Origin of the sequence: Streptomyces sp. NPDC051310 (genome assembly GCF_044455245.1) — a bacterium.
In the GTDB taxonomy this organism is placed as follows: Bacteria; Actinomycetota; Actinomycetes; order Streptomycetales; family Streptomycetaceae; genus Streptomyces.
Genome location: NZ_JBITEO010000040.1, coordinates 1 through 20,119, shown reverse-complemented (window position 1 = coordinate 20,119; position 20,119 = coordinate 1). Strand labels below are relative to the sequence as shown.

18 protein-coding genes, 1 rRNA gene and 1 riboswitch are annotated in these 20,119 nt (G+C 71.3%); of the genes, 4 read left to right on the top strand and 15 right to left on the bottom strand.

What is annotated here, in order from left to right:
* Window positions 1–114: 114 nt before the first annotated feature.
* Complete coding sequence (locus ACIA79_RS33190) at window positions 115–780, bottom strand: PadR family transcriptional regulator (protein ID WP_399432146.1); 666 nt, start codon at window positions 778–780, stop codon at window positions 115–117.
* Between the two features lie 139 nt (window positions 781–919).
* Between ACIA79_RS33190 and ACIA79_RS33185 the strand changes: the two genes are divergently transcribed.
* A complete protein-coding gene (locus ACIA79_RS33185; RefSeq protein ID WP_399432145.1) occupies window positions 920–1,729 on the top strand; it encodes a PhzF family phenazine biosynthesis protein in 810 nt (269 codons plus the stop codon).
* A 77-nt stretch (window positions 1,730–1,806) separates the two neighbouring features.
* Here ACIA79_RS33185 and ACIA79_RS33180 read toward each other — a convergent pair whose 3' ends face one another.
* Both ACIA79_RS33180 and ACIA79_RS33175 read right to left on the bottom strand, forming a co-directional pair.
* Complete coding sequence (locus ACIA79_RS33180; protein WP_399432144.1) at window positions 1,807–2,607, bottom strand: CPBP family intramembrane glutamic endopeptidase; 801 nt, start codon at window positions 2,605–2,607, stop codon at window positions 1,807–1,809.
* Between the two features lie 269 nt (window positions 2,608–2,876).
* Entirely contained in the window at window positions 2,877–4,388 is a 1,512-nt protein-coding gene (locus ACIA79_RS33175) for a glutamate--cysteine ligase (protein WP_399432143.1), read from the bottom strand.
* Between the two features lie 491 nt (window positions 4,389–4,879).
* On the opposite strand from ACIA79_RS33175, the gene ACIA79_RS33170 reads away from it, so the two are divergent.
* Both ACIA79_RS33170 and ACIA79_RS33165 read left to right on the top strand, forming a co-directional pair.
* Window positions 4,880–5,473 (top strand): hypothetical protein, encoded by a 594-nt coding sequence (locus tag ACIA79_RS33170; RefSeq protein WP_399432142.1) that lies wholly within the window; start codon window positions 4,880–4,882, stop codon window positions 5,471–5,473.
* A 255-nt stretch (window positions 5,474–5,728) separates the two neighbouring features.
* The gene (locus tag ACIA79_RS33165) at window positions 5,729–5,935 is read left to right on the top strand and encodes a DUF5999 family protein (protein WP_399432141.1); all 207 of its coding nucleotides are present in this window, start codon (window positions 5,729–5,731) and stop codon (window positions 5,933–5,935) included.
* Window positions 5,936–6,016: 81 nt separating this feature from the next.
* Here the strand turns inward: ACIA79_RS33165 and gcvP are convergent, their stop codons facing one another.
* Entirely contained in the window at window positions 6,017–8,902 is a 2,886-nt protein-coding gene (gcvP, locus tag ACIA79_RS33160) for an aminomethyl-transferring glycine dehydrogenase (RefSeq protein WP_399432140.1), read from the bottom strand.
* 175 nt (window positions 8,903–9,077) lie between these two features.
* A riboswitch (glycine riboswitch) is annotated at window positions 9,078–9,177 on the bottom strand.
* Between the two features lie 112 nt (window positions 9,178–9,289).
* On the opposite strand from gcvP, the gene ACIA79_RS33155 reads away from it, so the two are divergent.
* Window positions 9,290–9,655 carry a PRC-barrel domain-containing protein gene (locus tag ACIA79_RS33155; protein WP_399432139.1) on the top strand — a complete coding sequence of 122 codons (366 nt, stop codon included), beginning with the start codon at window positions 9,290–9,292 and terminating at the stop codon, window positions 9,653–9,655.
* Between the two features lie 45 nt (window positions 9,656–9,700).
* Here ACIA79_RS33155 and ACIA79_RS33150 read toward each other — a convergent pair whose 3' ends face one another.
* From ACIA79_RS33150 to rrf, 11 genes are all read right to left on the bottom strand, one after another.
* Entirely contained in the window at window positions 9,701–11,101 is a 1,401-nt protein-coding gene (locus ACIA79_RS33150; protein ID WP_399432138.1) for a DNA polymerase IV, read from the bottom strand.
* Between the two features lie 83 nt (window positions 11,102–11,184).
* The gene (locus tag ACIA79_RS33145; RefSeq protein ID WP_399432147.1) at window positions 11,185–11,835 is read right to left on the bottom strand and encodes a MerR family transcriptional regulator; all 651 of its coding nucleotides are present in this window, start codon (window positions 11,833–11,835) and stop codon (window positions 11,185–11,187) included.
* A 295-nt stretch (window positions 11,836–12,130) separates the two neighbouring features.
* Window positions 12,131–12,604 carry a bifunctional nuclease family protein gene (locus ACIA79_RS33140; protein WP_031071530.1) on the bottom strand — a complete coding sequence of 158 codons (474 nt, stop codon included), beginning with the start codon at window positions 12,602–12,604 and terminating at the stop codon, window positions 12,131–12,133.
* Window positions 12,605–12,668: 64 nt separating this feature from the next.
* On the bottom strand, window positions 12,669–13,415 hold the full coding sequence (locus tag ACIA79_RS33135; RefSeq protein ID WP_399432137.1) for a MerR family transcriptional regulator: 747 nt from the start codon (window positions 13,413–13,415) through the stop codon (window positions 12,669–12,671).
* 17 nt (window positions 13,416–13,432) lie between these two features.
* Window positions 13,433–14,203 (bottom strand): FHA domain-containing protein, encoded by a 771-nt coding sequence (locus tag ACIA79_RS33130; RefSeq protein ID WP_399432136.1) that lies wholly within the window; start codon window positions 14,201–14,203, stop codon window positions 13,433–13,435.
* 190 nt (window positions 14,204–14,393) lie between these two features.
* Entirely contained in the window at window positions 14,394–15,281 is an 888-nt protein-coding gene (locus ACIA79_RS33125) for a DUF881 domain-containing protein (RefSeq protein WP_399432135.1), read from the bottom strand.
* A 5-nt stretch (window positions 15,282–15,286) separates the two neighbouring features.
* On the bottom strand, window positions 15,287–15,619 hold the full coding sequence (locus ACIA79_RS33120; RefSeq protein ID WP_031069011.1) for a small basic family protein: 333 nt from the start codon (window positions 15,617–15,619) through the stop codon (window positions 15,287–15,289).
* Window positions 15,616–16,545 (bottom strand): DUF881 domain-containing protein, encoded by a 930-nt coding sequence (locus ACIA79_RS33115; protein ID WP_399432134.1) that lies wholly within the window; start codon window positions 16,543–16,545, stop codon window positions 15,616–15,618. Before ACIA79_RS33115 ends, ACIA79_RS33120 begins: the two co-directional genes overlap by 4 nt.
* A 100-nt stretch (window positions 16,546–16,645) precedes the next feature.
* The gene (locus ACIA79_RS33110) at window positions 16,646–19,141 is read right to left on the bottom strand and encodes a sugar phosphate nucleotidyltransferase (protein WP_399432133.1); all 2,496 of its coding nucleotides are present in this window, start codon (window positions 19,139–19,141) and stop codon (window positions 16,646–16,648) included.
* A gap of 123 nt (window positions 19,142–19,264) precedes the next feature.
* Window positions 19,265–19,873, bottom strand: coding sequence for a CDP-alcohol phosphatidyltransferase family protein (locus tag ACIA79_RS33105; RefSeq protein ID WP_399432132.1), 609 nt, complete (start codon window positions 19,871–19,873; stop codon window positions 19,265–19,267).
* Window positions 19,874–20,028: 155 nt separating this feature from the next.
* Window positions 20,029–20,119, bottom strand: a 5S ribosomal RNA gene (gene rrf / locus ACIA79_RS33100); the annotation flags it as partial.

Sequence of the window (20,119 nt, the reverse complement as noted above, 5' to 3'; positions counted from 1 at the left end):
CCCCCCCCCCCCCCCCCCCCCCCCCCCCCCCCCCCCCCCCCCCCCCCCCCCCCCCCCCCCCCCCCCCCCCCCCCCCCCCCCCCCCCCCCCCCCGGCGCGGGAACGGCGGTCGCCTCAGTGCTCGTCGGCGAGGATGAGATACAGCTTCTTCCGGGCCTCGTTGACGACGGCCAGCGCCTTCTGCCGCTGCTCGGCGTCACCGGTCTTCCAGACCTGCCCGAAGGCTTCGAACAGACCGAAGCCGGCCTGCCGCACCTCGCTCAGGGCCTCCCAGTCGACGCCGCGCCCCGGCTCCTCCCAAGGGGCCTCCGGCCCCGCCTCCGCCTCGGCCCGCCCGGTCTCGCTGAGCGTGAACAGCTTCTTGCCGCCTTCGCTCTCGCTGACGATCAGGCCCTCGTCCTCCAGCAACTGGAGGGTCGGGTAGACCGAGCCCGGGCTGGGCCGCCAGGCCCCGCCACTGCGCTCGGCGATCTCCCGGATCATCTCGTAGCCGTGCATCGGGCGGTCCTTCAGCAGCGCCAGGATCGAGGCGCGGACATCGCCGCGCCGCGCCCTGCCCCGGCCGCCTCCGCGACCCCGGCCACCGCCGAAGGGGCCGCCCCCGAAAGGACCTCCGCCGAACGGACCGCCGCCGAAGCCCGGTCCGAACGGACCGAAGGCCGCGCGCAGGCCCTCGAAGTCCCCGCGCCGCTCGCCCCAGCCGCGATGGCCGGGGCCGCAGTGACCGTGCCCCCGGCCGTGCTCGTGCTCGGGGCCCTGTCCGTGTCCATGGGAACGCATCGCTGACACTCCTTCCACCGATGATCTGTCGCGATGCTTCAACGATATATCGGAATAGGTCGTCGGGCAATCGTTCCCGGGCCAGAAAACGCGAATTGGCCTTGGCCTGCGGCTTCCCGGCACCCCTAACGTCGTGTCCATGCGGATTCGAATCGTCGACGCCTTCACCGACCGCCCCTTCTCCGGCAACCCGGCGGGCGTCCTGCTCCTCGACGCCTTCCCGGACGACCACTGGCTCCAGGCGGTGGCCGCCGAGGTCAACCTCTCCGAGACCGCCTTCGCCCACCCCCTCCCGGCCGGCGGTGAGGCCGACTGGGCGCTGCGCTGGTTCACCCCGGTCGCCGAGGTGGACATGTGCGGCCACGCGACCCTGGCCACCGCCCACGTGCTGCACACCACCGGCCGCGCGACCGGCACGGTCCGCTTCGCGGCGCGCTGCGGGATCCTGTCGGCCGACGCCGCCGAGGACGGCTCGATCACCATGGACTTCCCGACCTCGGCGCTGACGCCGGTACCCGCGCCCGACGGGCTCGCGAAGGCGCTGGGCGCTGAGGTGGTGTCCGTGCACGACACCGCCGCCCACATCGGCGACCTGCTGGTGGAGCTGGCGGACGAGCGGGCCGTACGGTCCCTGACGCCGGACCTCGCGGCGCTGGCCACCATGTCGGACCGGGGCATCATCGCCACGGCCGCGGCGGACGACCCGGCGCGCGGCTACGACTTCGTCTCCCGCTGCTTCTTCCCGGCGCTCGGGATCGACGAGGACCCGGTCACGGGCAGTGCGCACACCGCGCTCGCCCCCTTCTGGTCGGCCCGCTCCGGGCGCGACGAGCTGACCGGGTTCCAGGGCGGGGCGCGCACCGGACTGGTGCGCACCGCACTGCGCGGCGAGCGCACGCTCCTCACCGGCAGCGCGGTGACGGTCATCGAGGGCGACCTCCTGACCTGAGAGGCCGCGCCCCGGCCGGCACGGCGAAGGGGGCGTACGGCGGATGCCGTACGCCCCCTTCGGTCTCCTCCGTCAGCTCACCCGCCGGGCAGCCATGCCACCTGCCCTTTCAGCACCGCGTACCCGACGAACGCCACGATGTCGAGCAGCGCGTGCGCCGCCACCAGCGGACCGACCCGGCCCCACCGCCGGTACAGCAGCACGAACACCGCGCCCATCACCACGTTGCCGATGAAGCCGCCGATGCCCTGGTACAGGTGGTACGAGCCGCGCAGCACCGAGCTCGCCACCAGCGCCGCCATCGGCGACCACCCCAGCTGCCCGAGCCGGCGCAGCAGGTACCCGACGACGATGACCTCCTCCACCACGGAGTTCTGCACCGCCGAGAGCACCAGCACGGGGTACTTCCACCACACCGGCGGCAGCGACTCGGGAACCACGGTCAGGTTGAACCCCGCCGCCCGCGCCACCAGGTAGAAGGCCAGTCCGGCGCTGCCGATGGCGGCCGCGACCAGCGCCCCGCGGCCCAGGTCGCCCCACGGCCTGCGGCGGTCGAAGCCGAGGGCCCGCAGACCCGTCCCCTCCCGCAGGAGCAGGTGCGCCACGAGCACCACTGGCACGAGCGCGGTCGCGATCCCGAACAGCTGCCACGCCAGATCCAGCCACGGCCGCCCCGGAGCGGCCGAGCTGTTCAGGTAGGCGGCCTGGTCCTTCAGCCCGCCCGGTTTCGTCAGCGCACCGGTGAAGCTGATCAGCGAGGCGACCGCACTCGCCCCCAGCGAGAGCGCCAGTACGAGCAGCAGCTCCGACCGCAAGACCTTCCGGGAGGGACCTCCCTCCGCAAGGGGACCGGCCACGCGCCCCGCCTCTGCCTGCACACCTGCCTCCACTTCACCATCGCCCCGCCCGAAGGCACCCGGCCGGCCGCAGGCAGCCGGCCCGCCCACGGCACACCGCCCGCCCGCAGGCACACGGCACAGCTTGCCCGACGACGGCGCGACGGCCGGAGGCGGGCGGGTACGGCGCCGCCGTGCCCACCCGTAAGGTACGCGCGGCAGTCGCCCGCGACTCTCCCGGGCCGGTTCCGCCGTGGACGGGCAGGCGGCGGCGCGCGCCCGCGGCTACCGCATCAGCGGCGCCCGGACCGTCACCCGCGCGGCGCCGGGAAGCCCACCGGCCAGGTGTGCACGGGATCGCCGCGCCGCATCAGCTCGCAGTAGCGGCGGGTGGTGGCGGCCAGCGCCGCCTCGCGCCCGAGGCCCGCCTCCAAGGCGCGGTGGAAGGTCTCGACCTGCCAGGTGGCGCCGTTCGTCCGGCGCCTGCACCGCTCCTCGATGATCCCGAGGTAGCGGTCCCGGTCGCCCCGCTCGATGCCCCACGCGTCCAGGCCCGCCGCCGCGAGCGGCAGCAGCTCGTCCCGCACCAGCTTCACGGCCGGAACGGTGGTCGTCCCGCCGCTGCGCCCCTGTCGCGGCCAGCGCAGCTCGGCGTCGATGCCGTACCGGCAGGCGGTGTCGAAGTTGGCGGCGGCATCGGCGAACGGCAGCCGCTTCCACACCGGCCGGGGCTCCTCCGCGAGCGCACGCACCAGGCCGTAGTAGAACGCGGCGTTGGCCAGCACGTCGTCGACCGTCGGCCCCGCCGGCAGCACCCGGTTCTCCACCCTGAGGTGCGGGACGCCGTCCATGACGCCGTACACGGGGCGGTTCCAGCGGTACACCGTGCCGTTGAGCAGGACCAGCTCCTGAAGGGACGGCACGCCGCCGTCGTCGACCACCCGCAGCGGGTCCTCGTCGTCGCAGATGGGCAGGAGCGCGGGGAAGTACCGCACGTTCTCCTCGAACAGCTCGTACGCCGAGCTGACCCACCGCTCGCCGAACCAGGTGCGCGGCCGTACGCCCTGCGCCTGGAGCTCGGGCGGCCGTGTGTCGGTGGCCTGCGTGAACAGCGGCGGCCGGGACTCGCGCCACAGCTCGCGACCGAAGAGGAACGGAGCGTTGGCACCCACCGCGATCTGCACGGCGGCGACGGCCTGCGCGGCGTTCCACACGTCCGGGAAGCGCGTCGGTGTGACCTGGAGGTGCAGCTGCACGGAGGTGCAGGCCGCCTCGGGGGCGATGGAGCTGGCCGTGGAGCTGAGGCGCTCCACACCGTCGATGTCGAGCGTGAAGTCCTCGCCGCGCGCGGCGACGATCTGGTCGTTGAGCAGCATGTAACGGTCGACGTCCGAGAGGTTCCCCGAGACCAGATCCTCCTCCACGAGCGTCGGGAGAATTCCGATCATCACGATCCCGGCGTCGACCTCCTTCGCCTTGCGGTGCGCGTAGCCGAGACCGGTGCGCAGCTCCTCGGCGAGCTGATCGAATACCCGGCCGCCGAGCCGGTGCGGGGCGATATTGACTTCCAGGTTGAACATTCCGAGTTCGGTCTGGAAATCCCGGCTCGCGATACGCTCCAGCACCTCGGCATTCATCATCCGGGGCATACCGTCCGAGCCCGCCAGATTGAGTTCGATCTCCAGGCCCATCAGATTCTTCGGGCGGTCGAACCTCTTCTCGGCGAGGAGGCGCTCGAGGGCGGCCAGACACTGTTGCAGCTTCCGGCGGTACCTCTGCCGATCGGACAGGTCGAAACCGCCTGCCACGACCTTCTCCCCCATCGAAGCGTCCCTCCTCGTGGGCGGCGCGCGGCGTGGACCTCCGCGTCACGGACGATAATGCCCAGCCGGACTGATCTGTAACGCCCCCGCGGGCACCGCATGGCCGGTAGTCTGTAAAGGAAGACCGTCCGGCACATTCCGGCGGCACGTGGCAGCGGGCACTTACCGCCGGCCGAGGCCCGGTGAAAAGGACCGGCGAGAGGCCGGCGAGATTCGGCCGACCGCGTCGGGGACGGCACCGCAGGCCGGAGCCCCGGGTTCACGGGAAATCCGCAGGAACTCCGCAAAACGAAGTCCTGATCCGGGCTTGCTCGTAATAACGCCGACAGCTAGCGGAAACTTCGCGTGAACACGCGTCGTATAAACTCCGCGGACGAGGCAGAGAGTCGGCGCCCGGCCCCTGGCCCATCGGCCCCCTCCGGCCCCGTCGCTGACAGTGCCGTCCGCACCTCCCCCGCATCACCTGTCTCTTGAGTGAGAGGCGACCCACCATGCCGCTCCACGTCTCCCAGGCCCCCGCGCCCGCCCTTCGCAGTGTCCTCATGGCTCTCGGTTCCACCGCCGTCCGTGAGGCCCACACCCCCGCCCTGCGGTCCGTCCAGGGACCGCTGAGCCCCGAACTACCTTTGCCCGTGCACGTGTTGGACGTACGTGACCAGATCGTTCCACCCGCCGGCGCACCGCGCACCCGGCTGGCCGGCTGGCGGTTCCTGATCCGCGGCGGCGACCGGCCCGTCGCCGCCGCGGACACCAGGCTCACCTCCGACGGCTGGTCCTTCTCGCACTTCTTCGAAGGGCCCTACCTCGCCTCGACCGAACGCGCCCTGCGCCAGGCCGAGACCATGACCACGCCGTACCAGCCCCGGCTGCTGTCCGTGCCGGAGCTCTACATGCTGACCCTGTGGCTGCACGCCGACCCGGACGCCGATCCGGCGGCGGGGAGCCCGGCCCCGACGGACCTCCTGGTTCCGCTGGCGCCCGCGCCGCCGGGGATCGCGGCCCACTTCCCGTACCGCGTGGCGGACCTGCTCCCGGTGCTCACGCTGCGCGTCGCGCCACCGCCGCTGCTGGAGTCAACCGCGTGACCCGGCGCCGTGTGGCCCGTACGGACTAGCCCACTGGCACCACTCCGAACCACCCGAAGGGACAGGGGGGTTGAGCTGAACCATCCTCGCGGGTGATACGTCATAACGCAGTAGGAAGCGGTGCAGCGAAATCCCTGCGGATCGACGCCCGTGGGGCAAGACTGGGACCGAGCGACCGACACTCAACGGGGGGCGGTAATGAACACCGCATCGAGCCGCAGGACAGACACCACATCGCAGCGAAAGAACCCACCCATGTGCCAGCACCAGCCACCCTGCCCGACCGCCGACTCCGCCGACCGGGAGGCGGCCCGCCTGGTGGCGCACCACCCGGAGCAGGGCTGGAGCCTGCTGTGCAACGGCGTCCTCCTCTTCGAGGACACCGGCGAACTGCTGCCGGACGGCCAGGTGATCGCACCGCACCGGCCACTCGGCACCGCGCACGTCATGACGGCCGCCTGAGCGGACGGCCACCGCACATGACGAGGGCCGGTACGGAGTGATCCGTACCGGCCCTCGTCACGTTGTACCGGCGCTACCCGCTCAGTTGTCGTACTCGTCCAGCGGCGGGCAGGAGCAGACCAGGTTGCGGTCGCCGAACGCGCCGTCGATCCGGCGCACCGGCGGCCAGTACTTGTCCGCGGCGGACACCCCGGCGGGGAAGACCGCCACCTCACGGCTGTACGCGTGCGTCCACTCGCCGCCCAGCGCGGCCGCGGTGTGCGGCGCGTTGCGCAGCGGGTTGTCCTCCGCGGGCCACTGACCGGCCGCGACCTTCTCGATCTCGCCGCGGATGGCGATCATGGTGTCGCAGAACCGGTCGAGCTCGGCCAGGTCCTCGCTCTCGGTGGGCTCGATCATCAGCGTGCCGGCCACCGGGAACGACATGGTCGGCGCGTGGAAGCCGTAGTCGATCAGCCGCTTGGCGATGTCGTCGACGCTGACGCCGGTCGCCTTGGAGATCGGCCGCAGGTCGATGATGCACTCGTGCGCGACCAGCCCGGCCGGACCCGTGTACAGCACCGGGTAGTGCGGCTCCAGCCGCTTGGCGATGTAGTTCGCCGCCAGCACCGCGACCTGCGTGGCGCGCTTGAGGCCCTCGCCGCCCATGAGCCGGACGTACGCCCAGGAGATCGGCAGGATGCCGGCCGAACCCCACGGGGCGGCCGAGATCGGGCCGACGCCCGTCTCGGGACCGGCGCTCGGCTGCAGCGGGTGGTTGGGCAGGTACGGGGCGAGGTGCGCCCGCACACCCACCGGGCCGACACCGGGGCCGCCACCGCCGTGCGGGATGCAGAAGGTCTTGTGCAGGTTCAGGTGGGAGACGTCGCCGCCGAACTCGCCCGGCTTCGCCAGCCCGACCAGCGCGTTGAGGTTGGCACCGTCCACGTACACCTGGCCGCCCGCCTCGTGCACCTGGGCGCAGATGTCGGCGACGTGCTCCTCGAAGACGCCGTGCGTCGACGGGTAGGTGATCATCAGGACGGACAGCTCGTCGCGGTACTGCTCGATCTTGGCGCGCAGGTCCTCGACGTCGATCTCGCCGTCGTCGGCGGTCCTGACCACGACGACCTTCATGCCGGCCATCACGGCGCTGGCCGCGTTGGTGCCGTGGGCGGACGACGGGATCAGGCAGACGGTGCGCTGCGTGTCGCCGTTGGCCCGGTGGTACGCGCGGACCGCCAGCAGACCGGCCAGCTCGCCCTGGGAGCCGGCGTTGGGCTGGATCGACACCTTGTCGTAGCCGGTGACCTCGGCGAGGCGCTCCTCCAGCTCACGGATGAGGGTGAGGTAGCCCTGCGCCTGGTCGGCCGGCGCGAAGGGGTGCATCTGGCCGAACTCCGGCCAGGTCACCGGCTCCATCTCGGTGGTCGCGTTCAGCTTCATGGTGCACGAGCCGAGCGGGATCATGCCGCGGTCCAGCGCGTAGTCGCGGTCGGCGAGCTTGCGCAGGTAGCGCAGCATGGACGTCTCGGAGCGGTACGCGTGGAAGACCGGGTGGGTCAGGTACGCGTCGGAGCGCAGCAGCTCCTCGGGCAGCGTGTCGGCGGTGGCGGCGTCGAGCTCCTCGACGTCGGCGCTCACGCCGAAGGCGTCCCACACGGCGGCGAGCTGGGCCCGGCCGGTGGTCTCGTCGCAGGCGGCGGAGACGTGGTCGCCGTCGACGAGGCGCAGGTTGACGCCGTTCTCACGGGCGGCGGCGACGATCTCGGCGGCCTTGCCCGGCACCCGCACGGTGACGGTGTCGAAGAAGGCGCCGTGGACGACGTCCGCCCCGCCGGCGCGCAGTCCCTCGGCGAGGAGGACGGCGTACCGGTGGACGCGCCGGGCGATCTGCTGCAGGCCCTCGGGGCCGTGGTAGACCGCGTACATGCCGGCCATGACGGCGAGCAGGACCTGCGCGGTGCAGATGTTGCTGGTGGCCTTCTCGCGGCGGATGTGCTGCTCGCGGGTCTGCAGCGCGAGGCGGTACGCCTTGTTGCCGTCCGCGTCCACGGAGACGCCGACGAGCCGGCCCGGCAGGCTGCGGGCGAACTTCTCGCGCACGGCCATGTAACCGGCGTGCGGGCCGCCGAAGCCCATCGGGACACCGAAGCGCTGGGTCGTGCCGACGGCGATGTCGGCGCCGAGCTCCCCGGGGGAGGTCAGCAAGGTCAGGGCGAGCAGGTCGGCGGCGACGGTGACGATCGCGCCGAGCTCGTGGGCCCGGTCGATCACCGGCTTGAGGTCACGGACCGCGCCCGAGGCGCCCGGGTACTGGAGCAGCACGCCGAAGACGCCCCGCTCGGCGACCTCGGCCGGGATGCCCTCGCTGAGGTCGGCGACGACGACCTCGACACCGGCCGGCTCGGCACGGGTCTCGATGACGGCGATGGTCTGCGGCAGGGCGTCGGCGTCGACCAGGAAGACGCCGCCCTTGACCTTGCCGACCCGGCGGGCGAGCGACATGGCCTCGGCGGCCGCGGTGCCCTCGTCGAGCAGCGAGGCGCCGGACGTCGGCAGCCCGGTCAGGTCGGCGACCATGGTCTGGAAGTTGAGCAGCGCCTCCAGGCGGCCCTGCGAGATCTCCGGCTGGTACGGCGTGTACGCGGTGTACCAGGCCGGGTTCTCCATGACGTTGCGCAGGATGACCGGCGGGGTGAACGTGCCGTAGTACCCGAGGCCGATCATCGGCGCGAGCACCTGGTTGCGGTCGGCGAGGGAGCGCAGCTCCGCCAGGACCTCGGCCTCGGTCCGGGCGTCCGGCAGCCCGAGCGCCTCGGCCGTCTTGATGACGTCCGGCACCGCGGCGGCCGTGAGCTCGTCGAGCGAGCCGTAGCCGACCTGCGCGAGCATCTTGGCGCGGGCCTCGGCGTCGGGCCCGATGTGCCGCTGCTCGAACGGGATGCCCTGTTCGAGGACGGAGAGCGGTGTGCGGTTGGGGGTCATTGAGGAGGCCTCCTGGTCGATGCGACCTGCGGGGCACCACGGCGCGGGTGCCCGGACGGCCTCCCCCTCTGTCATCTCAACCTGAGAGCTTCACCGGGCGCCACTGGGGGCGGCCGGCTTTCACCGTCGGTGAGAGCGGATGCCGTCCGACGCCCGCCCTGCTTTCCAGAGTGACCTCGTCCGCGCGGTACCGGGTGCCTGAGAGATTCCGGGGAGGATTTGCTCCTTCGGCGCCTCCGAAAGGTTTCTCCGGAGGACTCTCCCGCGCGGGGTCAACAGCCGCTGCCAGCGTACCAGCGTGGTTCAGGCCCGATCCCTCGAGTGGCCGACGTCACCGATGTGCACTTTCGTAGTGGTGTAGCGCAGTTGCGACCCGTTGGAGGGACCGTGCAGACCGACATCGATCCGCGGAGCCTGATCGGCCGCAAGGCGTACGACCGCAACGGCCACAAGATCGGCACCGTCGACGAGGTGTACCTGGACGACGCGACGGGCGTCCCCGAGTGGGCCGCCGTCCGCACCGGCCTCTTCGGCCGCGACGCGTTCATCCCCCTCGACCCCAGCGAGCTCGCCGACGACGGCCTGCACGTCCCCTACGACCGCGCCCTGATCAAGGACGCCCCGGACTTCGGTGTCGGCCGGCACCTCTCCCCCGAGCAGGAGCTCCAGCTCTACCACCACTACGACTTGGCCCTGCCGCCCCCGCCGCCCGCCTCCCGGGACTTCGGCACCCTCGCCGACCAGGACGACTGACCCCCGCGGGCGGCCCCGTCCGCGGGCGCGCGGGGCGTCCCGGCCTCAGCCCGACGGGACCCGCGGCCCGCCGGGCACCAGCGGCAGCGGGTCCGCCGGCTCCAGGGCCGGGTCGTCGGTACGGAACGTGCGCACCCGGCCCGGTACCGAGCCGGGCTCCTCGAACCGCACGGTGACGCGCCCCAGGCCGCTGCCCTGCACCCAGCCCGCCCCGAACTCCGCGTGCCGCACGTCCTGGCCCGCCATCCAGCGCCGCTCCTCCGGTCCGGCGGGCTCGTGGCCGTCCGGCCCCGGTCCGGAGCCCGCCGGCTCCGCCGGGCCCGGCGGAGCCTCGTCCGCCGCCGCGCCGCCCCCCGTACGCGCCTCCTCCTCCGCCGCGGCCTGGGCGAACAGGTCCTCCTGCGTGTAGTCCGCGAGCCCCGTCACGCCGACCCCCAGCAGCCGTACGCCCCCGGTCGTGTCCACGGCGTCCAGCAGCCGTGCCGCCGCCTCCCGCACCACCGCCGGGTCGTCGGTCGGTCCGCGCAGGGTCTCGGACCTGGTGAGCGTCGAGAAGTCGTAACGCCGCACCTTCAGCACCACCGTCCGCCCCGACCGCCCGGCCCCCCGCAGCCGGCTCACGCACCGGTCGGCCAGCCGCTCCACCTCCGTGCGCACCCGTACCCGGTCGTGCAGGTCCACGTCGAAGGTGTCCTCCACGGAGACCGACTTGGCGTCCCGCTCGGCGACCACCGGCCGGTCGTCGTAGCCGAGGGCCATCCGGTGCAGCGACACCCCGTGCGCCTTGCCCAGGAGCCGTACGAGCTCGTCCTCGCCGGCCCCGGCCAGGTCGGCGACGGTCGTCATCCCGGCCCGCCGCAGGTGCTCCCCCGTTGCCGGGCCGACTCCCGGCAGGATCCGGACCGACATCGGCCCCAGCAGCTCCCGCTCGGTCCCGGGCTCGATGAGCACCAGCCCGTCCGGCTTGGCCTGCTCGGAAGCGATCTTCGCCAGCATCTTGGACCCCGCCAGCCCGACCGATCCGGTCAGCCCCGTGACCTCCAGGATGTCCCTGCGCAGCCGCTCACCGGTCGCGCGGGCCGCCACCGCGTCCGCGGCCACGCCCCCGGCCTCCAGGTCCACGAACGCCTCGTCCAGGCTCAGCGGCTCCACCAGCGGCGACAGCCGGCGCAGCAGCTCCATCACCTGGTCGCTGACGGCCCGGTAGAGCGAGAACCGCGGCACCAGGTACGCGGCGTTCGGCGCCAGGCGCCGTGCCTGCGCCATCGGCATCGCCGAGTGCACCCCGAAGCGCCGTGCCTCGTACGACGCGGTGGCGACCACCCCCCGCGGCCCGAGGCCGCCGACCACCACGGGCTTCCCGCGCAGGCTCGGCTTCGCCGCCTGCTCGGCGGCGGCGAAGAAGGCATCCATGTCCAGATGCAGGATCGTCGGCGCGGGTCTCACACCACTGATGCTGCCCTACGCCACTGACAATCGCCCGCACGCGCGTACGAACGCACCGCGCGGCTGCCGGGCGTCGCCGGGGCTCAGACGGCCTTGTCGCGCCTGCGGCGCGCGAGCTCGTCGGTGGGGTTGTGCCCGACCAGCGTCTCACCGGTGTCGATGCGCTCCCCGTGCAGCTGCGAGAGCGCCGCCTCGACGTCCCGCCACACCACGCCCACGGCGATCCCGAAGACCCCCTGGCCGCCCTGGAGCAGGTCCACGACCTCGTCGGGCGAGGAGCACTCGTAGACCGTGGCACCGTCACTCATCAGCGTCATGCGCTCCAGGTCCCGAAAGCCCCGGGCGCGCAGGTGCTGCACGGCGGTGCGGATGTTCTGCAGCGCGACGCCGGTGTCCAGGAAGCGCTTCACGATCTTGAGGACGACGACGTCCCGGAAGCTGTACAGACGCTGCGTTCCCGACCCGTACGCGGGCCGCACGCTCGGCTCGACCAGTCCCGTACGCGCCCAGTAGTCGAGTTGCCGATAGGTGATCCCGGCCGCCGCGCACGCGGTCGGCCCCCGGTAGCCGATGGTCTCGGTCGCCGGATCGGCCGCGCTGTCGCGTGCCGCCCCCTGAGCGATCCCCTGGCCGTTCCCGTGGACGGACGTACTCGCGTGAAGCGGATACGGCCCGCTCTCCCCCAGACTTCGTCCGGGGAACCCCCCAGTCGCACCGTCGCCGCTGCTCATCACGCCGACCCTCCGTCCTTGACCTGCCATCTCGACGGTAGGCAGTCACCCGGGGTGCGTCAACGATCGCCACACTCGGCACGCCGAGTGATAATCACCCTGAGAGTGGTTTCTCGTGTCCCCGTTGCGGGAAGAGATGCTCGGATGCGCTGACGACGCCTCCGCGGCACTGTCGCCGCGGCCGCCACGCACCGGCAGGCCGGCCGGCGGACCGCCAGGTCACACGGTCACCGCAGCGCGCGGCCCGGCCCCTGGAACGAGCACTCCGAGCAGGGCTCGGTACTCGCGGCCGGGCGCGTCACTGGCCCTTGGTGCCGAAGTCCTCGGGCGAGATCTGATCGAGGAACTCGCGGAACTTCTCCACCTCGTCCTCCTGCTCGTCCGGGATCGCGATACCGGCGTCGTCCAGCACCCCGTCACTGCCGAAGATCGGCGTGCCGGTGCGCAGCGCGAGCGCTATGGCGTCGGACGGCCGCGCGCTCACCTCGACACCGCTGGCGAACACCAGCTCCGCGTAGAAGACCCCTTCCCGCAGGTCCGTGATCCGGACCTCGGTCAGCTCCTGGCCCACGGCCTCCAGCACGTCCTTGAAGAGGTCGTGGGTGAGCGGCCGCGCGGGAGCCATGCCCTGCTGGGCGAAGGCGATCGCCGTCGCCTCCCCTGGACCGATCCAGATGGGGAGGTACCGATCCCCTCCCACTTCACGCAGGAGCACGATCGGCTGGTTGGACGGCATTTCCACCCGGACACCGACAACATCGAGCTCGTTCACATTGCAACCCTAGGACGTGCTGGACCGGTTTGGGTAGTCGGGGCCGTCGAAGCCCGGCCGGACGTCAGTGCAACCGGACACCCAGAGCCGTCTGCACCAGGGCCGCGTGCAGCCGCACGGACAGTGCCGCGAGCTCCTTCGCGGTCGCCTCCGCATGGGCTCTGGTCTGCGGATTCCGGTGCCGTCGCAGCGGTGCGACGACCTGCTCGACGAGCCCGGCCTCCCGCTCGGCGGCGGCTTTCACCGCCCGCAGATGGCGCGGTTCCAAGCCGAATCTGCCCAGATCCGCGACCAGCTTCGCGATGGTCACCGCCTCGGCGTCGTACGCACCCTCCGCCACGGGCGTGATCAGGCCGTACGACTCCCACTCGGCCAGCTCCTCCTCGCCGACCTCGGCGGCCGCGAGCAGCTCGTCGCGGCCCACCCGGGCGGCCGTGGGGACGTCCTGGTCCGCCTCCCAGGGGCTGCCGGCCTGCGCGTCGCGCGACGCACCGGGCGCGGGCAGCCGCACCTGCTCACCGCGCTCCACGGCGTCGAGGTGCTCCCGGATGACCTTCAGGGGAAGGTAGTGATCCCGCTGCATCCGCAGGATCTGCGCCAGCCGCTCCACATCCGCCGGACTGAACTTCCGGTATCCGGAAGCCGTCCGCTGCGGTTCGACGAGCCCCTCCGCCTCCAGGAACCGGATCTTGGAGATGGTCACCTCGGGGAACTCTTCGCGCAACTGGTTGAGCACCGTTCCGATGCTCACCAGCTGGTCCGCCGCACCGGCGGTGCCGTGTCCGGCACCGCCCGTCGGTGGTGGTGGCATGGGCCTCCCCTGCCGGGTCACACGCCCCGCTGGCTCGCGTAGAAGACCAGCCGGTACTTGCCGATCTGCACCTCGTCACCGTTCGACAGCGGAACCGAGTCGATCCGCTCCCGGTTGACGTACGTGCCGTTGAGGCTGCCGACGTCCGCGACCGTGAAGCTCCCGTCCGGCGAGCGGCGGAACTCCACATGACGCCGTGACACCGTCACGTCGTCCAGGAAGATGTCGCTCTGCGGGTGGCGGCCCGCCGTGGTCAGATCGGCGTCCAGCAGGAAGCGGCTGCCCGAGTTCGGCCCGCGGCGCACCACGAGGAGCGCCGAACCGAGCGGCAGTGCCTCCACGGCCGCCTGCGCCTCGGGCGACAGCGACGGCAGCTGGGTCTGGCCCGTGGCCTCGGAGTCGTACGCCTCCAGGCCGGAGATGGAGATCGTGGACGTCGTCTCGGACGCGCGCTCGGCCGGGGCACCCGGACGCAGCGGCGCACCGCAGTTGGAGCAGAACCGGCTCGCCTCGGCGTTACGGTGCCCGCACCTCGTACAAACCGGCATGGGCGAGTCTCCACCCGTACTCGAGGTCGATGGTTCCCCGAAACCTATGCGGCCGGAACCGGCAGGGTCAACAGACGCGCCCTGTCCCCCGGGAACACCGCCCGGACCGGCGACCTCGTCACGGAACAGCGGGCGCTCCCCGCCCTGCTCCTCCGCCTGGCCATGGCGCGGCGCGCGGTGCTTGGCACTGCTGCCGTCCTCGCGTGCGCTCTTGCCGAACAACTTCGCAAACAACTTCACGGGCGATTCCCCTTGAACGAAACAGACCCGCCCGTGGGGCAGGACGAACCCTGACTGAACACACCTGCCGACCCGGACACCCTCACAACGTCCGTATCCTCCGGACAGTTTCCACCACGCACCACATGTGTGATGCGCCGACCCCCCGCAACCTCATGCCCTTGTCTCGCGACCCCCATGCACCCCCGCCTCACTGCGACGACGACCGAGCGTAGTCAGGCCGCTCCGCCGGTCGCAAGGCATCAACAACGATCTTCTCCGACCGGGTCACCGTGGCGGTGGCCTGCTCCTTTTCCAGCGTCTGCACGACGCCGCCCGGGATGTTCAGCGCCGGCTCCAGGTCCTGGGGCTTCCCGATGACCTTGAAGCGGTACGGCGCGGCGATGTCCCGGCCGTCCACCTCGATGTCCCCGGCCTCGCCCGAGATGTAGCTGTCCGCGACGACCCTGACGTCATTGACCTGGATCGCCTCGGCACCCGCCGCACGCAGCTCCTGGACCGCGTCCAGCAGCATGTCCGGCTCGACCGCGCCGGCGTTGGCGATGGTGAGCGTGATACCCGGCCCCTGCGCCGCCACCGTACCGGCGAGGATGCCCAGCTGACGCTCCTTCTCCAGCGTCTGCTTGCGCGCCTCTTCGGCCTGGTCGGAGCTGTTCACCAGCTCGGTGCGCTGGTCCTCGAGGCGCCGCTTCTCGTCCTCCAGCCGCTGCGTGCGGTCGTCCAGCTCGTCCAGGATCCGCACCAGGTCCTCCTGGCGGGCTCCGCGCAGGGCGCTGTTGTCGCTGGTCGAACGGACCTGGATGGCCAGGCCGAGACCGAGGATGAACAGCAGTACGGCGACGATGAGTTGGGCGCGCGTGACGCGCGGCGGCCACAGGCCGGCCACCAGCCGCTGCCGCCCGGTCTGCGGCGTGGGCCGCACATCGGGCTGCGGCTGCGGCTGCGGCTGCGGCTGCGGCTGCGGCTGCGGCTGCTGATTCTGGCTCTGGCTTTGGTCGCTCCCGCTCGGGCCGGCGCTCCGCTGCGGCTTCTGCTCGGCGCCCTCGTCCGGCTGGGGTGTCTGCTCGTTGTCGCTCATCGGCCTCACGCCCGGAACACGTGCCGCCGGATGGCGGCGGCGTTGGAGAAGATGCGGATACCCAGCACCACGACCACGCCCGTGGAGAGCTGCGCGCCGACCCCCAGCTTGTCCCCCAGGAACACGATCAGTGCCGCCACGACGACGTTCGACAGGAAGGACACGACGAAGACCTTGTCGACGAAGATCCCGTCGAGCATGGCCCTCAGCCCTCCGAAGACCGCGTCCAGCGCGGCCACCACGGCGATCGGCAGGTAGGGCTCCACGACCGCAGGCACCTCGGGCCTGACGAACAGCCCGACCACGACTCCCACGACGAGGCCCAGTACGGCGATCACGATGTGCCCTTCCCTGTGTCTGCCGCGCCCCGCCCGTCACCCGTCCCGGCTCCGGCGGTCCTCGGCTCTGCTGTACGTACGATCAGGCTCGGCGCGGCCGGCAGACGCACCTGCTCCTGATCGGAGATGCTGGTACGGATCCCGAAGTTCTCCTGCAGCGCCTGCAGGTACTGGCCGTCGGCGCTGTCCTGGAACGCGGTGCTCAGCTTCTTCCCGTCCCCCACCGCGAGCACCGTGTACGGCGGCACCAGCGGTTTGTTGTCGACCAGTATGGCGTCGCCCGCCGCGCGGATCGCCGACAGGGCGGTCAGCCGCTGCCCGTTGATGGCCACCGCCTCGGCCCCCGACTGCCACAGCCCGTTGACCACGCGCTGCATGTCACGGTCGCGCACCCGTCCCGTGTCGGAGAAACCACTGCTCTCCCGGGGCCCGTCACCACCCTGCTCGGTGTCCTTGGCGTCGTCGACGACCAGCTTGACGCCCGGGCCGCGGACCTCCGTCGCACCCGAGAGCAGCGCGACCAGTTCACCCTGGTCACCCCCGTGCTCCTGCAGCGCCTCGCGCTGGCGCTCCCCCACCTCGGCGCGCAGTGCCTCGATCTTCTCCTCGAGCCCGTCGGCGGCCGACGTCTCCGACTCGATGCGGTCGATGAGCTCCTCGCGCTCCTTCGCCACCACGGGCGCCGCGACCTGCGCCTGCGCCGCACCGAGCGTGACGATCGCCGCGGCCAGTACGAGCCCGGCGGCGAGCCCCAGCTTGGCCCGCAGCGTACGGGGCAGACCGCCGCCCTCGGCGGCTCTGCGGGCCGAGGCCTCCGCATAGCCGTCGTCGAGCGCATGGTCCATGACATTGGTCAGCAGCGACATGGACGCATCGGGACGCGGCGGCGGTGAACCTGTGCTCCGAACGGGGGGCGGCTGCGACATGCCGCACATCGTCGCACGTCGCAGCCGCTACCGCCGAATGGCCCCACCGAAGAGCCGGGAGGCGCCCGTGGGCACCTCCCGGCACATGGACCTCAGCGGCTCACCGGCCGGCGCTCTCCACCACCGCGGCCCAGTCGTCGAGCAGGGCCTGCGCGGAGGCGTCGTCCGGCCCCTCGGCCCACAGATGGGTGACGGCCTCCGCCGGGTCGGGCAGCACCATCACCCACCGGCCGTCGGCCTCCACGACGCGTACGCCGTCGGTCGTGTCGACATGCCGGTCCCCGGCCGCCTCCACGACCCGCCGCATCACGAGACCCTTGACGGCCCACGGAGTGGCCAGGTCCCGCCGCAGCACATGGGCTCGGGGTATGCGAGCGTCGATCTGGCTGAGCGTGAGCTGGGTGCGCGCCACCAGGCCGATCAGGCGCACGAACGCCGCCGTACCGTCGAAGACGCTGCTGAACTCCGGGACGATGAACCCACCGCGCCCGTCGCCGCCGAAGATCGTCGACTCCTCGCGGCCCACCCGCGTCAGGTCGTCCGGGGAGGTGGTCGTCCAGTCCACCTGGGTGCCGTGGTACGCCGCGACCTGCTCGGCGATCCTCGTCGTGGTCACCGGGAGCGCGACCCGACCGCTGCGCCGCTCGGCGGCCACCAGGTCGAGCAGCACCAGCAGCGCCCGGTCGTCCTCGATGATCCGGCCCCGCTCGTCCACCAGCGAGATCCGCTCACCGACGGGGTCGAACCGCACGCCGAAGGCGGCCCGCGCCGACGCCACTATCTCGCCGAGCCGTACGAGGCCCGCCCGGCGGGACTCCGCCGTCTCCGTGGGCCGGGACTCGTCGAGACCCGGGTTGATGGTCAGCGAGTCCACCTGGAGCCGGCCGAGGAGGCTCGGCAGGACGAGTCCCGCGCTGCCGTTGGACGCATCGACCACGACCTTGAGGCCGGCCTCGGCGATACCGGTCGTGTCGACGTTCCGCAGGAGGGACCCGGTGTACGAGTCGAAGACGCTGGACGGGAAGCTCAGGTCTCCGATCTCACCCGGGAAGGCGCGCCGGTACTCCTGCCGCGCGTAGACGCGGTCCAGCTTCCGCTGCCCCGCCTGCGACAGGTCGGCGCCCCGCTCGTCGAAGAACATGATGTCCACGGAGTCGGGCACACCGGGGGACGTCCGGATCATGATGCCACCGGCACTTCCCCGCGCGGTCTGCTCACGTGCCACGGGCAGCGGCACGTTCTCCAGGTCCCGTACATCGATGGCGCTGGCCTGCAGCGCGGAGATCACGGCCCGCTTGAGGGCTCTCGCACCCCGGGAGTGGTCACGCGCCGTGGTGACGGTGGCGCCCTTCTTGAGCGTGGTGGCGTACGCCCCGGCGAGCCGCACGGCCAGCTCGGGGGTGATCTCCACGTTCAGGATCCCGGAGACGCCGCGCGCTCCGAAGAGGTGCGCCTGTCCGCGGGACTCCCAGATGACGGACGTGTTGACGAAGGCTCCGGCTTCGATCGTCTTGAACGGGTAGACCCGCACATTGCCCTGCACGATCGATTCTTCCCCGACGAGGCACTCGTCACCGATGACGGCGCCGTCCTCGATCCGGGCGGCCCGCATGATGTCGGTGTTCTTGCCGATCACGCAGCCGCGCAGATTGCTGTGCTGCCCGATGTAGACGTTGTCGTGAACAACCGCCTTGTGGAGGAAGGCGCCGCTCTTCACGACCACGTTCGATCCGACGACGGTGTGTTCGCGGATCTCCACACCGGCTTCGATCTTGGCGTAGTCACCGATGTACAGCGGCCCGTGCAGCACCGCGTCGGGGTGCACCTCGGCGCCCTCGGCGACCCAGACTCCGGGGGAGATCTCGAAGCCGTCGAGCTGGACGTCCACCTTGCCCTCGAGGACGTCGGCCTGGGCCTTCACATAGCTCTCGTGGGTACCGACGTCCTCCCAGTAGCCCTCGGCGATGTAGCCGTAGATCGGCTTGCCTTCCTTCATCAGCTGCGGGAAGACATCGCCGGACCAGTCGACGGGCACGTCGGGCTGGACGTAGTCGAAGACCTCCGGCTCCATCACGTAGATGCCCGTGTTGACCGTGTCCGAGAAGACCTGACCCCAGGTGGGCTTCTCCAGGAAGCGCTCCACCTTTCCTTCCTCGTCCACGATCGTGATGCCGAATTCCAGCGGGTTCGGCACCCGGGTCAGGCACACCGTCACCAGCGCGCCCTTCTCCTTGTGGAACCTGATGAGGTCCGTCAGGTCGAAATCGGTGAGCGCGTCACCGGAGATGACGAGGAAGGCATCGTCCTTCAGCGCCTCCTCGGCGTTCTTGACACTCCCCGCGGTGCCGAGTGGCTTCTCCTCATTGGCATAGGTGAGCTCCATGCCCAGCTCTTCGCCGTCACCGAAGTAGTTCTTTACGAGCGAGGCGAGGAACTGCACGGTAACAACGGTCTCATTGAGCCCATGCCGCTTGAGCAGCCGCAGCACGTGCTCCATGATCGGCCGGTTGGCCACCGGCAGGAGTGGCTTGGGCATGCTCGAGGTCATGGGGCGAAGGCGCGTGCCTTCGCCGCCAGCCATCACAACGGCTTTCATGTCGGAAGCGTCCTCCTTGCAGAGACGACGGTCTAGCCGACTGCACCCATCCGGTTACTGGCCCTCTCGCGTCATACGGACGCGGCGGTGAATCGCCGCGCTTCACCAGAGACACAGACAGGCTCAATCGGCCGTGGTATCCGCCTTGACAAGTCGGCGGACCTGGACCACATACAGGATCCCTGCCCACCAATAGAGAGTTGTACCCCATCCGGCGAACGCCCACCCGAAAACTTCTGCGAGTGATGCCAGCCATCCGTCTCCGTCACTGAGCAGCAGGAGGGGGAAGGCATACATCAGGTTGAAGGTGGCCGCCTTGCCGAGGAAGTTCACCTGCGGGGGCGGATAGCCGTGCCGGCGGAGGATTCCCACCATCACCAGCAGCATCAGCTCTCGGGCCAATAGTGCGACCGTCAACCACAGCGGCAGGATCTCGCGCCACGTGAGCCCGAGGAGCGTCGAAAGGATGTACAGGCGGTCGGCCGCCGGATCCAGCAGACGCCCGAGGCTGCTGATCTGGTTCCAGCGACGGGCGAGCTTCCCGTCGAGATAGTCGCTGACACCGCTGAACGCCAGCACCAGGAGCGCCCAGCCATCACTATTCGGTCCGCCGAACACCGGGCGGAGAATCAGCCACAGGAAGAGCGGCACACCGACGAGGCGAGCCATGCTCAGGATGTTCGGGATGGTGAGGACCCGGTCCGTCTGAACGCGGGTCTCCTGTACCTCCACCCGGGTGCCTCCTGGGGAACGTGCCAACGATGCCCCCTGACTTTACCGTCAGGCCGAGCCGGCCCGTACAGAGGGTCCATGCCCGGCACCCCGGCCCGGCCCGGAACGCGGAAAAGCCCCGCACCATAACGGTGCGGGGCTTCCCCACAATGATTGTTCGGCGGCGTCCTACTCTCCCACAGGGTCCCCCCTGCAGTACCATCGGCGCTGAAAGGCTTAGCTTCCGGGTTCGGAATGTAACCGGGC

Bases quoted from the DNA above. Each gene is read 5' to 3' on its own strand.
- ACIA79_RS33190 (WP_399432146.1), bottom strand. From the start codon at position 780: ATGCGTTCCCATGGACACGGACAGGGCCCCGAGCACGAGCACGGCCGG.
- ACIA79_RS33185 (WP_399432145.1), top strand. From the start codon at position 920: ATGCGGATTCGAATCGTCGACGCCTTCACCGACCGCCCCTTCTCCGGC.
- ACIA79_RS33175 (WP_399432143.1), bottom strand. From the start codon at position 4,388: ATGGGGGAGAAGGTCGTGGCAGGCGGTTTCGACCTGTCCGATCGGCAG.
- ACIA79_RS33170 (WP_399432142.1), top strand. From the start codon at position 4,880: ATGCCGCTCCACGTCTCCCAGGCCCCCGCGCCCGCCCTTCGCAGTGTC.
- ACIA79_RS33165 (WP_399432141.1), top strand. From the start codon at position 5,729: ATGTGCCAGCACCAGCCACCCTGCCCGACCGCCGACTCCGCCGACCGG.
- gcvP (WP_399432140.1), bottom strand. From the start codon at position 8,902: ATGACCCCCAACCGCACACCGCTCTCCGTCCTCGAACAGGGCATCCCG.
- ACIA79_RS33135 (WP_399432137.1), bottom strand. From the start codon at position 13,415: ATGCCACCACCACCGACGGGCGGTGCCGGACACGGCACCGCCGGTGCG.
- ACIA79_RS33125 (WP_399432135.1), bottom strand. From the start codon at position 15,281: ATGAGCGACAACGAGCAGACACCCCAGCCGGACGAGGGCGCCGAGCAG.
- ACIA79_RS33115 (WP_399432134.1), bottom strand. From the start codon at position 16,545: ATGTCGCAGCCGCCCCCCGTTCGGAGCACAGGTTCACCGCCGCCGCGT.
- ACIA79_RS33110 (WP_399432133.1), bottom strand. From the start codon at position 19,141: ATGAAAGCCGTTGTGATGGCTGGCGGCGAAGGCACGCGCCTTCGCCCC.